Source organism: Pseudarthrobacter sp. IC2-21 (assembly GCF_034048115.1).
In the GTDB taxonomy this organism is placed as follows: Bacteria; Actinomycetota; Actinomycetes; order Actinomycetales; family Micrococcaceae; genus Arthrobacter; species Arthrobacter naphthalenicus.
Genome location: NZ_CP139145.1, coordinates 2,954,398 through 2,969,299 on the forward strand (window position 1 = coordinate 2,954,398; position 14,902 = coordinate 2,969,299).

The 14,902-nt window shown below is 60.6% G+C and carries 12 protein-coding genes; 6 read left to right on the top strand and 6 right to left on the bottom strand.

Features of this window, described 5'->3' with window-relative positions:
• Positions 1-15: 15 nt before the first annotated feature.
• On the bottom strand, positions 16-333 hold the full coding sequence (locus SBP01_RS13590) for a hypothetical protein (protein WP_320536124.1): 318 nt from the start codon (positions 331-333) through the stop codon (positions 16-18).
• Between the two features lie 233 nt (positions 334-566).
• Here SBP01_RS13590 and SBP01_RS13595 point away from each other — a divergent pair, with 233 nt between their 5' ends.
• Together SBP01_RS13595 and SBP01_RS13600 are read left to right on the top strand one after the other, a co-directional pair.
• Positions 567-851: a hypothetical protein gene (locus tag SBP01_RS13595; protein WP_320536125.1), complete on the top strand. Its 285-nt coding sequence runs from the start codon at positions 567-569 to the stop codon at positions 849-851.
• A gap of 967 nt (positions 852-1,818) precedes the next feature.
• On the top strand, positions 1,819-2,847 hold the full coding sequence (locus SBP01_RS13600) for a DUF4192 domain-containing protein (protein WP_320536126.1): 1,029 nt from the start codon (positions 1,819-1,821) through the stop codon (positions 2,845-2,847).
• A 9-nt stretch (positions 2,848-2,856) separates the two neighbouring features.
• Here SBP01_RS13600 and SBP01_RS13605 read toward each other — a convergent pair whose 3' ends face one another.
• The 4 genes from SBP01_RS13605 to SBP01_RS13620 are packed head-to-tail and all read right to left on the bottom strand — an operon-like array spanning position 2,857 to position 6,065.
• A complete protein-coding gene (locus SBP01_RS13605) occupies positions 2,857-4,041 on the bottom strand; it encodes an alpha/beta hydrolase (RefSeq protein ID WP_320536127.1) in 1,185 nt (394 codons plus the stop codon).
• A complete protein-coding gene (locus SBP01_RS13610; RefSeq protein WP_320536128.1) occupies positions 4,034-4,483 on the bottom strand; it encodes a hypothetical protein in 450 nt (149 codons plus the stop codon). Before SBP01_RS13610 ends, SBP01_RS13605 begins: the two co-directional genes overlap by 8 nt.
• A complete protein-coding gene (locus SBP01_RS13615; RefSeq protein ID WP_320536129.1) occupies positions 4,480-5,508 on the bottom strand; it encodes a hypothetical protein in 1,029 nt (342 codons plus the stop codon). The genes SBP01_RS13610 and SBP01_RS13615 overlap by 4 nt, the downstream gene beginning before the upstream one ends.
• Positions 5,505-6,065: a hypothetical protein gene (locus tag SBP01_RS13620; protein ID WP_320536130.1), complete on the bottom strand. Its 561-nt coding sequence runs from the start codon at positions 6,063-6,065 to the stop codon at positions 5,505-5,507. Before SBP01_RS13620 ends, SBP01_RS13615 begins: the two co-directional genes overlap by 4 nt.
• A 407-nt stretch (positions 6,066-6,472) precedes the next feature.
• On the opposite strand from SBP01_RS13620, the gene SBP01_RS13625 reads away from it, so the two are divergent.
• The 3 genes from SBP01_RS13625 (at position 6,473) to SBP01_RS13635 (ending at position 13,241) form a co-directional block, all read left to right on the top strand.
• Positions 6,473-8,404 carry a DUF262 domain-containing protein gene (locus SBP01_RS13625; protein WP_320536131.1) on the top strand — a complete coding sequence of 644 codons (1,932 nt, stop codon included), beginning with the start codon at positions 6,473-6,475 and terminating at the stop codon, positions 8,402-8,404.
• 725 nt (positions 8,405-9,129) lie between these two features.
• Positions 9,130-12,705, top strand: coding sequence for a MobF family relaxase (mobF, locus tag SBP01_RS13630; protein ID WP_320536132.1), 3,576 nt, complete (start codon positions 9,130-9,132; stop codon positions 12,703-12,705).
• 20 nt (positions 12,706-12,725) lie between these two features.
• Positions 12,726-13,241 (top strand): hypothetical protein, encoded by a 516-nt coding sequence (locus SBP01_RS13635; RefSeq protein WP_320536133.1) that lies wholly within the window; start codon positions 12,726-12,728, stop codon positions 13,239-13,241.
• Between the two features lie 111 nt (positions 13,242-13,352).
• Here SBP01_RS13635 and SBP01_RS13640 read toward each other — a convergent pair whose 3' ends face one another.
• Positions 13,353-14,135, bottom strand: a complete 783-nt coding sequence (locus tag SBP01_RS13640; RefSeq protein ID WP_320536134.1) for a hypothetical protein — start codon at positions 14,133-14,135, stop codon at positions 13,353-13,355.
• Positions 14,136-14,548: 413 nt separating this feature from the next.
• Here SBP01_RS13640 and SBP01_RS13645 point away from each other — a divergent pair, with 413 nt between their 5' ends.
• On the top strand, positions 14,549-14,869 hold the full coding sequence (locus tag SBP01_RS13645) for a hypothetical protein (RefSeq protein ID WP_320536135.1): 321 nt from the start codon (positions 14,549-14,551) through the stop codon (positions 14,867-14,869).
• Positions 14,870-14,902 lie beyond the last annotated feature (33 nt).

A 14,902-nucleotide genomic window follows, 5' to 3' on the forward strand; every position in this document is an offset into this window, starting at 1 on the left:
CTGCTGGGGGAAATGCTAGACATATTCGACATGCACACGGATATTGCCCCCCTCATCGACCCAGCCTGACTTGTAAGCGTAGGAAAGCATCTGCTTGAAGTCCCCGCGCCAAGCTTCATCCGGTTCCCTAACCACCGAAGCCCAGCGAAGTATCTTTTCAGGACTGACCCACAGGTGGTCCCCCTCCCAGCGGCCGAGCTCTCCGGCACGATCAGAGGTCGCAAATGTGGAAGCCGAATCACCCATGACGACTGCTTTCAACGCTCGGAAGTTATCTGGCTCGACGAGGATCGGTTCAGTATCTGGAAGCGAGGTATCCAAAGAGATAATCATCAGGGCATCCTTAGGGTTAGGTCGTTGAACGTAATGACTAGGAAATGACAGCGCTCCTCGGCGGCAATCCTTGCTTTATAGGACCAGCAGCACCACCGGGAATGGTCACCTGCATGTGATACGGGAAGAATTTATACGTGAGCCGATAGTAGCATGTCATACAAACGCTTGGTAGACTGTTCGCGATCTGGTACCGACCGTTGTTGCAACGAGGCAGGGGCAAGGAGTCCGACTTGAACGAGGGAATCATTGAGACTGCTCTTCGGGAAGCATTCGAGGCTAAAACGCAACTCGTTGAGGATTGGCAGTTTCTGGTGGGCTGTGAGGTTGACGTGTGCATGGGGCGGCAGCTGCTGCGCACCGGCGTCATAGACGCGGCCACGGTCGACGGGGGCATCGTTTGGATTTCGCGTCAGGGCGTGCAGGAGCGCAGGCTTCTGACCAGAGCCGACGGCTACGATCTCTGGATCACCAAGCTGGACAACCAGAGGGTTCTCGCACGCAGGGACGACGGCTGACGGAGCGAGACCTCCGTCTGCTGGGGCATGGTGAATACCCGGTCCGCTACAGAGGCGCAGCGTTTCCCTCAGGTCACCCAACAAAACGGCACATGCTACCTAGCGTTTTTGGCTTTGGCTGGCCCTTTACCTGGGTGATGGCTTTCGCTCGGTGCTCCTTGGCCGCTTTCCGCAGAAACTTGCGGTCTCCCGATCATAGATGGCTACTGGCGGGCACGGACGGGAGCTCTTCGAAGCCCTACCCGGTCAGATTGATCTACACCCCAGCCAGACCTCAGGCAGATGGCCAGGGGTCATCCGATTAGGGTTAGATTCTTGTTTTCTGACGAGGGGTAGACCAACTCTTAGACCGCGGCCTGACCCCTGGCTCGTCCCTGGCGGCTGCGCGACACCTGGCAGGATATGGGCGTCTCCTTTAGGCGCATGGTCGGGTGTTCGACAGAGCCGTTCAGCTTCTCGATGTCACAGTTCGGCAGGCCCAGTCCGCGCAGGCTGATCGCAGGGCATCCCTATTCCGCCCAGGATCAATGCAGGACATGAGGGTGCTGCGCCGCGCTCCTGTATTCAGAGCCAAGTTCGTCGCGCGAACATGCGAAAGTCGCCCTCGCGAGCCAATCCGGCTAAGCCTCGCTTAACAAATTCCAGACGAATCCCCCTAGATTCGACGGTGTCATGCCGCCCCACTCCCCCGACCCAATGAACAACCAGAAAGCAACTTCGCTGTTGGTCATTCTGATCCCCATCATCGCTGGGCGGGTCCTCCCCGCAACCAGGGCGCGGTGCGCCGGGAGCGGGCCAAGATTTCGGTGGGCGCTCCGTCCCTTATTTCCTCACGGAATCTTGGCCCACTCCCGGTTCTCCAAGTTGCACTCCGGCCCCTCGTACCCAGCGGTGACTCCGCTATCAGAAAGACGCACCAATCTGACAGACACATCCGGTGCCCGCCAGTCGATGAAGGAGAAGGACGATGCAACCGCTCACCATCAAAACCCCGGCCGACGTTCTCAGTTTCATTGGTCACACCTTGGGGTTTTGGCCCCAAGAAAGCCTTGTCTGCATCACTCTCGCCGACAACCAGGTAGGAGCAACTCTCCGCGTAGACTTGCCGAAGCCAGACACTGAAATCAGCTACGCAAAGATGGTGGCCGGATACCTCAGCCACGACACCAGCGCCGAAGGTGTGCTCTTCGCCGTCTACACCTCGGAGCCCATGAATGGCGACCACAAGCCACACGCGGCAACGATCGCTGCGCTCACGGGCGCCCTAGCCGAGCGAGGACTCACCATCAGGGAAGGACTCCTCGTCGGAGACCAGACGGTGTCACAGTACGACGGCGATCCTGAGAATGGCGTCCGGCTCCCCTTGAGTGCCACCCAATCCAGCCAGATCAACGCCGAATTCGTCTACCGCGGCAGCACCATCGAACCCACTAACCGCATCCTGCTGCCAGCATCGACCAAAGAATCCCAGACCCTTGATGCCGTTGAGAACCGTGTCGCAGCAATTCAAGGCATGAGCCACTGGGACGCGATGGCGCAGGCCAGGACGCTCTGGACAGAAATGCTCGAAGCGAAGACATACCCGGACGACGAGCAGACCATCAGACTGATCGCGAACCTCCAGTTCCCCGCGATCCGCGACCAACTCATGGCCGACATCCCCGGAATCGACGAACCCATGGACCGAATTCTCCTGGCCCAAACACACGGCAAGCCGCAGTGGTCCCGGGTCGAGTGGGCTGAGCAATTACTGGTCCACGCTTACACGCACAGTGCCACAGTTCACTCTGCTCCGTCCCTGACTGCGATCGCTTTCATCAACTGGTGGGAAGGCAGAGGCAGCAAGGCCCACCAGTTCCTGGAACTCGCCCTCGAAGCCGACCCCAACTATCGCCTCGCCAGGCTCAGCGACCAAATGATCGGAACCGGAATGGTCGCCGGCTGGAGCATGGACAAAGGCACTGCCTACCGGGATCGGGGACTCGAAGCGTCATAAGCCCCGCAGTCACAGGGATACGGACGACGACGGCGGGGCGTTCCGGAGCCAGTTCTCCACAGCCGCGTCCCACCCCTCCGGGTCTGCATTCCACTCCTGCGTGTGCTCCGCGGACGGGAAAGTCAGCAGCGTTGCCAGCTGCGGGCGCCGGCTGACGAACTCCCGCGAAATCGCAAACGGTGTCGAACGGTCCCCTTCGTTGTGGATGACAAGAAGGGGGACACTGAGTTCGTTCGCCCGGGCTAAGAAGTCCAGGGACGGAAAGTTCAAGGGAGCGTCCAGGCCTGTGATCCAGCGCGTTCCGGATGACTCAAGCATCTGTAGTCCAAGCCGGGCAACCCAACCGGGGAGCATGCTGGACCGGGCATTGGCCACCAGCGTGCTATTCCAGTCGATAACGGGGGCATTGAGCACGAGCCGGGAAATGAGGTCCCGAAACTCTGACGAGGCCGCCAATTGAAGGGCAATTGAGGCACCGAGGGACCAGCCGAAAAGAACAATGCGGCGTGCACCTTGCCCCGCGGCATACGATACGGCAGCTTCAACGTCATGCCATTCGGTCTGCCCCAGGTGATACCGGCCGTCCGACGATGCAGGGGAATCGCGGTCGTTGCGGAGTGACACAACCAAGGATGTGTATCCCAGCCGGTTCGCAACGGGCACGCCGCGGAGAGCGCCGGCTTTCGATCCGCCCAAGCCATGGATATGGATGGCCCATGTAGAAGAGTCTCCGGACGGTTGCGTCGGTGTGAACTTCCAGGCGGGCGCCATGCCGTTATCTACGGGAATCTGAACCTCGGAGTAGGGCAGCCCTAATGGTTCCGGCGTCGGATAGACGTATCCGCTCCAAATGCCGGCCCTGGCAGTCCTGAGATCCCCGGAGTCGACCCGCTCAACGAGTCGCGTTACCGTCCCCGCAACATCGTCAGAGGACACGACCTCCCCAATGCAGGCATGCCCTGTGCCGTTGGAAAACCAGATGCTGTAGCGGCCTGGGGCCGTCGTCCGTGCCGATACCGGCAACTCCACCATCAGCGTTGCGTCGTCGTCGTGGAACACACGACGGATTTGCAGGTCCTCCTTCCGCTCCGTTTTGGGCACCACCACTTGCCGGGCAAAGTAGGCCGCGGCGAGAAGGGACGCAGCGCCCACAATGCCACAGCCTGTGGCGGCAGCTGCAGCGGCACTACGCATCGGCGTCGTCCTCGGGAGAATTCAGGCGTTCGTCGATGGCTTTGCGCAGGCGCTGTAGTGTCTCCGGAGAAATCCCCTGTAGTTGCCTTGCAGCAAAGTTTCTCACGCGGTTTTCCCGAAGTGTCCGCAGTAGCTGCAGCTGCGCGTCCACCAAGTCGGGCACGTCGCCGTCGTCGTCCAATAGGTATTTGGGGTCAACGCCGAAGAATTCGGCGAGGTTCTGCAGGAGCTGCGGGTCCGTCGCCATGGAACTGTCGCCGGCACGCATGTAGGCCCAGCGGGAGCGGGACAACGGCGTTCCGCGGTCAGACATGTGCTTGCTGATCTGAGGATAAGTCAGGGGCTCTGAACCCTGGGCCTCAAAAAGATCCAGAAGGAGATTTAGCTTCCGCGCGAGTTTCGCCTGCGGCTGTTCGGGGAACCCAGCTTCGCTGTCGGTCACGGAGTCGTGTCCCCTTTCCGCGACAACCACGGTCCTCGATGTCCGGGCACTGCCAACCGCGCACCGAGATGCTGCTCCGCTTCTCGGAGAACATCCAGATCATTCAGACTCAGCGAGCGGGCAAGGTGAGGGTCCACGAACAGCGCGTCCTGGATCTCGACCAACATCCTGTGCAGCCGGCGCCTCGGGGCATCGTGGCGGTCGATCGCAGTTTGAGCCGAATCCAGGCGGATCTCGGATCGACTCGACGTGCTTCGTTCCCAAAGCCCAGCCAGTCGTTCGACGAGGACAGCCGCGGCACGGGCATCAGACCTGCGCTCCAGCCGACGTGCGACGGGCGGCAAGGCCAAGCCCGCGCAGAGGAAAACCATGGCGCCCACAAGCGCGGAGTCGTAGATGTAGGAGAGACGCGTCATGGCCTCAAGGTCCCCCATGAGATGTAGTACGTCCATCCCCAACACGGCAAGGACCATCACTACAGCCAAAGCGCAGCCCAGACCGATCAACATAAAAGCAACGCGGAAGTACGGCCTCGCCATCTCGCCGCGGAACCTGAAACAGGTAATGCCGGTGATGGCCACCACCACGCCGATGTAGAGGAACTGGACACCCGAGTATGCCGCCGCCGGCCACTGGCCTCCAAAATCCCTCATGAAGGCGGTCGAAGTCCGCGAAGCATCAACCAGGCTGAAGCTGACGATGAGGGCCCCAACCACAGCTGCGAGCACCCAAAGCCCTGCCCTATTGTGCGCGTCCCCCGTTTCGCTGACATCGGCGGCGCGGAGGATCGCACGGGAGAGGAAGTAGATACCGATAACCATGAAGATATTGGCTATGAGGTCCAGGAGATTGCGGCTCCCGAGTACTCGGTCCCCCGCGACGTAGATCCGGTCGACGTTGAGCGTGAGTGCCGTGGCGATGGTTACGGCTGCCACGAGGATGCTCTTGTCTTTACGCCGCCTCAGATCCGGCACGAGGCACAGCGCCAGACACCAGATCACGGCTGCGGCAATTTCCTGAATCATCCGAAGATCCGTTCAAACGACCGTGGCTCGAGGCTGCTGTCCCGGATGGCGGCAGCAAAGAGATCCGCCAAGGTTTCGGCAGCGGCCTCGATATGGTCCAGAAAGTCACTCCGCCCCAGGATCCGCGACACCTGCTCGCCGGACAAGTTGGGAAATAACGTCTCCGCATAGTTTGAGGACACCACCAGCTCATCATGTCGGAGCACCATATGGCCCAGTTCGTGAAGGATGAACTGCTGCCGGTGGAGTGCCGACGGCGTCGGCGCGTGCAGAATGACCTCCGTGCTGTCCGTGGACAACCACAACCCGCAGACCGATCCCCCGCTCAAGGACTCGGAAACGTCGATCTCAATCCGCCGATGCCGGAGGTTCTCAACAATCGATATCAGCCGCTCCAACGAAAGACGGCTCGGCAGATTGAGTGCCAGGAAGCCTTCTGCAGCGGATCGCGCCGGCGAATATTTGGCGGAAGCTGAGCCGTCCATCGGAATCCCCATCAATAAGCCCGGCCCCCTGGACAGGCGATGATTGCTTACTTTCTTATTGAACGCTTGCACTCTGGACATGTCCAGAGCACATGGATTCAATCCGTGGAACTCGCCCTCGAAGCCGACCCCGCCTGCCTCCTCTCCAGGCAGTCACCCAATGATCGGTGCCGGAATGGTTGCCGGTTTGAGCATGGACAAGAGCACGGGATACCGACCATTCGGGTCTCATCCAGACTGGCCGCGCGTGAAAGGGACGTGATATCCGGCCGCTATACCCCCGCGCAAATGTCGATCGGTGGGCGGTCCAAGCCCGGCTCGCGGGAGTCACCGCCTAAGATCTGAGGGCTACGCGCGTAACACGCAACGGTAGCGGGGCCACACACATCATGGATTAGCGGAGGCGGCCAGTATTGTTAGGCACAATAACAGTCAACGACGACAGCAACCTGTCGTTCGGATCAGTGGGGGCGGTAGCTGTGGAATTGCAGCCTGAGAAAGAAAATCTGGACCGTACATTCTCTCAGACGGTCTTCCATATCGACTTCTACCAGCGCAGCTACAAATGGAGCGAGATACCCGTCCAACGCCTCCTGGATGACGTGTTCTTTCCGTTTAACGAGTTGTGGAAGAAGTACGCAGCCCTCGAGCCCTCTGTCTCAAACGTCACTGAACGCTATCCGTGGTACTACCTCAATACTTATGTCACGAACACAATTGACGGGCGCGTCTTCGTGGTTGATGGGCAGCAGCGACTTACCACCCTGACACTCATTCTGATAAAGCTCTATCACCTTGCCAGCAAATTTGATTCCGAACGGCGAAGCTGGATCGAAAGCAAAATTGTCGGGCACTCTGGTGACGGGCTGAACTTCTGGATGAATCATGAAGATCATCTCGGTGTGTTGCGGGCCCTCTATTCGGGTACGCCGGCAGACGAGATCGACACCGATTCTGGTGTGACAGCCGTTAACATGGTGGACAACTACCGTCTAATCGACGCCTATCTCGAGGACACTCTGTCCGAATCGCGTCGGTTCGAGACCTTCTCGGTCTATTTCCTGAAGCGCCTTGTCCTTGTGAACCTCGAAGTAGGCTCGACGGACGTCCCAATGGTATTCGAAGTCATCAACGACCGCGGAGTCCGGCTCAAGCCTCATGAGATCCTCAAAGGCAAGCTGCTGGGACAGGTCGACAAACTGGAGATTTCGCAACTGGCATTGAACGAATTGTGGGACTCCCGCATAGAGGAACTCTCGTCCTACGGCGATGATGTCCCCGACGACTTCTTTCGTACGTGGCTGAAGGGCCGCTTCGCGGCGACACGTAGCGCTGGGCGGCGGTTCGACGGTGACTACCACCGTGAAATGTTCACTCACGAAATGAATCAGGTGCTGAAACTCGAGCACGACCCGATTGCCGTCAAGAGATTCTTGCTCGAAGACTTCGCCTACTATTCCCAACTGTTTCTCAGGGTCCAATTCCTCACGAGGGTGGAGACTGCGGGGTACGAAGGCATTTACTTCAACGGCGCAGTGATCAATAAGCTTGATTCGCAGGTCTCTTTGGTGTTGGCCGCGTGCTCGATCGATGACCCCGAAGAAGACGCAAAGATTGCAGCCGTCGGTGACGGCACTGACAAGTTGTCAACTCTTCTTCGGCTCCAAGGCGCATACAGTTCCAACGAGTTTCTAGACCGGTTGTTCCTTATTGCTGCCGATCTCCATGGTCAAAACGCAGCCGACATTCCCGGTATCTTCGAACAACACCTCCAGGCGGAAATCGCCCTGCGCCGCGGGATTGAGCACCCTGGAGCCTTCAATCGCCAGCTTTTCAATACGATGACGGTGGATCGACTGGGCAGCCGGTTCACAAGGTACTTCTTTGCACGGGTCGAGAAGTACATCGCCGGTGGCATGAAAAAGGAAATGAAGCATCCATTCGAGGACCTGGTTACCAAGACCGGCTACAAGACAGGTTTCCACATCGAACACATTTTGTCCTATAACGACGGCAACCGCTCCCTCTATGGTGATGATGAGGAACGATTCGACGCGGAACGAGGCCGTTTGGGGGGAATCCTCCTCCTACGCGGTCGCGACAACATCTCCAGCAATAACGAGCCGTACGCGGCCAAGCTTAGTACCTATGCCAACAGCCTGTACTGGAATGAAACGTTGCGGGCTGACACGTACAAGAGCAAGAAGGACTTCGCCGACTTCATCAGGGAAGAGAGCCTCAATCTCCGGCCTTTGGAATCCTTCGGTCCCCAAGAACTGATCGAACGTCACGAATTGCTGGGCGAGATCGTCCAGCGCATTTGGCCGGTTTCGGCTACCACTACCTCCGGAGCATCTCCCACGCAAACGCCCGAGCTTGCAATGGACGAACCGGCGGAAACTCTGGCGTAGTCAGTTCAATTACTTTGCGCTGACCCGAATTTGGACACGGCTGCTCTAAGGCTCGCGAATAGGGCTCCCCCATCCTTCAGCCCGCTTCAAACCGTTCCATTAGGGCCAGCTCTTGCTATGCCCAATCCTGCACCACCAGTCGCTTCACACCTCTGGCATCCAAGGCCGTCACCGTGAGCGCCGGCTCACGTCCAGTCATGTCGCGGGATGGCTCTGCGCTGATGAACGGTCGTGAGCGGGAAAACTTGCGAAGAATGTCGAGCACGTTTCGTACCGTCGCGCACGTCGCAACGGTTCTGTTCCACGCGCTGCGCCAACAGACAGCGTGACCGCCGACGGCGGCGCCAAACGTCCCGACGACGTCAACCCCTCCCCGGCCAGGTCCCGCCCCAAGACGCAAACTCAACGAATGCCCCGACAGCCCCGGGCCCCGCTGGTAACCAGGCACTGGACTCCGTTCGCGGCCAGCTCCGTTCCCAAGCAACCGACATCGACCGCCTCGAAGCCGAGAACGCTGACCAGAGGACAACCATCAGGAGCCTCCGCGCCGACTTCGTTCGCCTCCACACAGTCCAGCAAGCAGACGCGAAGGACCTGCTCCATCTCGCCGGCTGGCTCCTGGCGCACTCCCAGGCCACCGGCGTCGACCTCGACAACGCCACCAAAGCGCTCTTCCGCCGTCGCGGCTGGTCGTCCGCCAGCCGCAACCCCCAAGCCGCGCAGCCATGACAATGTCCATCGCCAGGCTATCGGCCCAGTCCGGCCTGAAGTACCTGTTCAAAACCACCATGATGGACGATCTGACGGTCACGCCCGCGGACGCCACCACTTACTACATGAAGGCGGGAACGCCGCAGGGCCGCTGGCTCGGCCAAGGCCTGCCAGGCATCAACCGCAGCACCGAAGACAAAGTCACCGAAACCGATGCCAAGGCCGTCTTCGACCACGCCACCCACCCGGACACCGGTGCTCCCCTGGGCCGCCCCCACGGCCAACCCACTGTCGTCCAAAACAGCCACGGACAAGCAAACACGCGCCACGCCGTCGTCGGCTTCGATCTCACCTTCAGTGTCCCAAAATCCGTGTCAGTCCTCTGGGCCCTCTGCCCCCGGAGCATCCAGGACCAGATCCTGGAGACCCACCACCAGGCAATCAAGGCCACCCTGGAATGGCTCGAAGAGAACGTCATCCACACAAGGGCTGGGCGAAACGGCGTCGCCCACCTCGGCACCCAGGGGGCCATCGCCGCTGCGTTCGACCATTGGGAGTCCCGCGCCGGAGATCCGCAGCTCCACACGCATACGGTCATCGCCAACCGGGTCCAGCGCACCGACGGCGCCTGGGTCACCCTGGACTCGCGCACGCTATACAAGGCCGCGGTCGCTGCCAGCGAGCACTACAACGGCCTCCTCTTCGATGCCCTCCGCCGGAATCTCGGCACGGACACGGACATCCGCGAACCCGCCACCAACACTCACAACCCCACCCAGCAACTCACCGGCGTCGACGACGCACTGATCCGCGAATTCTCCAACCGGTCCCGCCTCATCGATCTGGAAGCCGACCGTCTCGTCGCCGAATGGACGGCAAGCCACGGCACTCCCCCAACCGCCACGACCACCATCAAGCTCCGCCAGCAAGCAACCCTTTCCACCCGGACAGCGAAAACGGAAACAGCCGTCCCGCTGCACCAACTCTCCGCCCATTGGAAAGCACGCGCGGCCGCCAAAGGCTTCGAACCCCGCGACGTACTCGCCAACACCATCCGCCGCTCCCGCACAGCCCCCTTCCGCACCGGTGACTTCACCGCCAACTGGATCGACGCCGTCGGCTCGCTGACCCGCGAGCGCGTCGCCGCCAAACGCGCCACCTGGAACCGGTGGAACCTCCTCGCCGAAGCCGAGCGCGTCTGCGCCGACATCCGCTGCCATGCACCGCAGGACCGCAAAGCCATGATCGACGCCGTCGCCACCGCCGCAGAAAGCCAGTCCGTCCCCCTCAACGACTACCGCTACACAGTCCCGGCTGACGCACAGCCCGACTTCACGTTCGCGGATCATAGCGTCTTCGACTTCCACGGCGCCCGCCTCTACACGGACGCGGCGACCCTCGCCAATGAGGACATCGTGATGGAGGCAAGGAACGACGACGGCGGACCGGCCGTGAGCGCGACCGTCGCCATGAACTCACTCGCCCGCTACAAACACCTGAGTCGCTTCGAGCTGCACGGTGACCAGCGCGCCGCAGCTGCCGAAGTCCTCCTTAGCGGCAACCGACTTGACGCCGTTGTCGGCCCCGCAGGAACCGGCAAGACCACCACCCTGGGCGCGGTCAAAGACGCTTGGGAAACGGAGTTCGGCGTCGGGACCGTCATCGGGTTGGCGCCAGCGGCGGCGAGCGCGGAAGTGCTGGGCCGGGAGTTGGCAATGTCCACAGAGAACGTGGCCAAGTGGTTGTACGAGTCGGTCGGCCAGGGCGCTGGCAACAGGGCTGCGCGGTTCTTCGCCACTGGGCAGCATCTCAGCGGGCAGGCCGCTGGCAGAAGTCCACACTCCACCCGCTTCTCCCAGGAAGCCACACGCCTGGCGGCCGAGCAGAACAGGTGGCGCTTCCAACCGAACCAGCTCGTCGTCGTCGACGAAGCATCCATGGTGTCCACGCTCCAGTTGTCTGCGTTGGTGCAGCAAGCCAGGGATGCCGGGGCCAAGGTCCTCCTGGTGGGAGACCCTGCGCAGCTGGACGCCATCGACGCCGGTGGCATCCTCGGATGGCTGGACCGGGAGAACAAATCCGTGCGGTTGCGCACCATCTGGCGCTTCGAACAGGCGTGGGAACAGGACGCATCACTGAAGCTTCGGGAGGGAGACGTCGGAGCAATCGCTGAGTATGAAGCTCACCGACGGATCCACCACGGCAGCTACCTCGACATGGTGGACCATGCCTACTCGAACTGGCAGACAGACATCAGTGCCGGCCGCTCGTCCATCCTCATCGCGGCCGACAACGAGACAGTCAGCATGCTCAACGAGCGTGCCCAGGCCGACCGCGCTATCCAAGGTGCCGTGGACGCGGAACACACCATTCCTCTTAGCGACGGATTGCGGGCCGGGACCGGGGACACGGTCATTGCCCGCCGGAATAACCGCCACATTACGGATAGCGGCGGCGATTTCATCCGGAACGGGACGATGCTCGACGTCGTCCGTACAGGCGGTCTCAACGGCTCGCTGACCGCTGTTCGACGGGATACCGGCGCGATAGTCACGCTGCATCGCGACTATGTTGAGTCCTCGGTTGAGCTGGGTTATGCGACGACGGCGCACCGTTCGCAGGGCATCACCGTGGACACCGGACACACCGTGGTGACGCAGGGCCGGCTCACGCGCGAACTGCTGTATGTGAGCATGACCCGGGGTCGTGCGGGAAACCGCGCTTACGTTAGCGAAAACGACCCGCTCGACGACGAGCCATTGGATCCCGCGTTGCGGGCTTCCTGGCGCCAGATCCTGGGCGAAGTCCTTGCCGCCGAAGGCGCCGAACGGACTGCCCACGAAGTCCGCGACGAGGAGCGGCGCAAAGCAGACAACATGGAGCGGCTCTCTGCGGAGTACGACTACCTCGCGCAAATCGCAGCGGCGGAGGACTTGGCACGGTTCCTCGATGCTCACGCACCCGGAAGGGCCTCAGAGCTTCGGCAATCACCGTCTTGGGGTGCAGCCATCGCAGTCTGGCGGCGCTCCGTTGGAGTCAGCCGCCCGAGCACACAACGGCTCGTGCTAGGCGCTTTGGTAAGGAACGCTGGCGCAAGAGACCTAGACCTAGCTGCAGTCGTCCCTACACAGCTCCGGCAGTTCTTGTCCGGCATGCCCACAGACGGATTTGATGCCTTGATGGAGCCAATTCAAACCACGCGCACCGATCTCGCTGCCCTGATCAATCAGGTACAGAGCCGCATCCAGAGCAGGATGGACCACGTCACGAGAGCGGCGATTATGCAGGACACCGAATGGAAGCGGAACCTTTTGGAGACCTTGGGTCCCAATGCCCTGCCCGAGGACGCAACAAGGGTCATCTGCCAAGCCGCCCTCTACAGGGACAGATGGGGCATCGACGATTCGTCCCTTCCCTTGGGACCAGTTCCCGCCGCCCGTGAATGGGGACAACAGGAGCAGCGGGCGAATGTCGAACGCCTCGTTGATCGGGCTGCTCTGGCCTCCTACACCAAGCTGGCGACCCCGGAATGGCGCGGCGATGTGCACACCTCGGAAGAACGTCTTATCAATGTCGGCTGGCAACTCTAAACTGCGTAGAGGGGCAATTCATGGACAAAAACCCGGTTCTGGAGCCGAAGCTTGCGACACCTGCGCTGATACTGAGCAGCGTGGCCACGCTCACCTGCGTCATCTACCTTGTTGGCTCTGTGACCGTCTACGGGCAGTCCGCAATGTTCCGGGTTCTGGCAATTTTGGCGACCGTCATTCTTGCTGCTGCACTCGGCGCGATCTGGTTCGCCCGTGCCCGTCGACTTCGCTCTTGGACGGCAGCCGCAAATGAAAAGCGGAAGCGTCTCAGTGACCTGAAGCGAACGCGCGGGACCACGACAGAGGTCACCGTCCTGAGCGTTGATGCTCTCGAGCCCACGGGCTCCTGGATCACCATCAATTGGAACCGCTTCGATCACATCCAACGCGCCTGGCTCGAAGCGTTGAACGAACCAATCTGGCCCGGCTCCGTTCTGCTGATCTCACCAGACCCGATCCAAGTATTCCCCGGGGCGCCGTGGCCAGCCACGTACTACATACGGGCTTCAGATTGCCTCGCCTGGGCCCCTGGCTAGGCCAGTCGAACGGTCGAGGCTAACTCATACCGCGAAGCCGCGAATGACCTCTACATGTCGACATTTCTGTGCGTTCAATGAAGAGCAGCTTCGTGGGTTCCCTTCGCAGGCTCACGTAGCGGTAACGGTCTCCGACGTCCCAGTCTCCGCGGGTTCTTTCTCATGCTTCTCGCGCTGGAGGCGTTTTCGTTCCTCCTCCTCCCTTAGATCGATTTCTTCCCACTGCCGCCTTCGCTCCTTGTCGTACTCTTCGAGGCCCGCAATCAGTGAGTCGTAGCTTTTCGGCCGTGCACTAGTGGGACTGGCATCCAAGTCGAGCGATATCAGGCGGACGAGCCAGTCATTGGCTAGGTAGAACCGTTGGAACTTCGGGCTAATCATGTAGTCCAAGTGCCCGTCGTCCTCCACGAGCCGCGTGATGAAGTGTGCTTCCTCTCGCAGCTCGTCGTCACCGATCAAAGCCGCGGCTTCCTTGATTTTCAGATCCATCAAGTACTCGTCACGGGCAGTGTCGAACTCGCCTTCATTGACCATGTGGTAATTCAAGGCCCGAAGGTTGCCCAGCGCGGCAAGACAGTCCCGGAGCGCGCGTTTGTCGCCGCGGTACTGCTCTTCGCGTCGCAAGTCCCGCCTGTCCTGGATCCGCTCCTCAACCAAGACATGACGTTCGATTCGCCACAGGAGCGCCGCGAGGACGAACGCGACGACACTGCCGACGAAGCTGCCGATCAAGCCTGACCAGAACGACTGATGTACCGCGCCGAGCGAGGGCAACATAATAAACCCCGCAAGGATGACAACTTGGGCTGCAATGAGACAGGTGCCGATGGCGACTACGAGTTGGGGTGGCGTCTTGTGGCTGTCTGCCCCTCGTGGGCTGTTCGGTTTGCTCATGCGCACAGTGTCGCACTTCCGGGCGCCCCAGTAGATTGGCGGCACTCGTGCAAATGAGCATTCTCGCAAATGCATGGACCGAAGAACTCCAAGTTTTGGACACATCCTGACGCGACTGGTGCACGAGGCCTGGCAACTAACCCAGCAAACCTTCAAGAATCACTGACGTCTGGCTGCGCATTCCGTCCATGACAGAGCTGTCATGCGTAACTGAATGGATTTATTGCGGTTTGTCCACTGCCGCTGGGCGTCCGAGGAATTGTGTTCCTGGAGTGGCTATCTGAGCCTCTGTCAGCCCCTGGCTCTTTGTGCCCGCCGAATAATTGCAAACGGCAGCGGCATATAAAAACGGCTGGCCGTTCCCCGATAAAATGGTTCTTCCCTCCGAATCACACCAAGGACCACGCACCCAAATGACACATGACGAACCGGGACTCTTCGACTTGCCGTCGCAGGAGTCAGCGCCAATGGTGATCCAAGATCCTACGATCACTCCGGAGCAGATCGCGATCATTCGCAACGCCTTCAACGCCGCGGGAATCGCCGACATGGCCGAACGCCAAGAGGTCATTCAGAGCTGCGTGGTCCGGAAGATCTCCAACATCAGGGAACTGTATTCACGCGACGTGCGCCAGGTGTTGGCACGCATTGAAGGATGGGGCCGAACCCAGGCAGCCACGTCGGGCTCAGCGTGGGACAACCGTGAAGAGGACACCTGGATCGACAAGCTGTAGGCTCCGCCCGACCCGAAGCCCAAAACTCGCCGG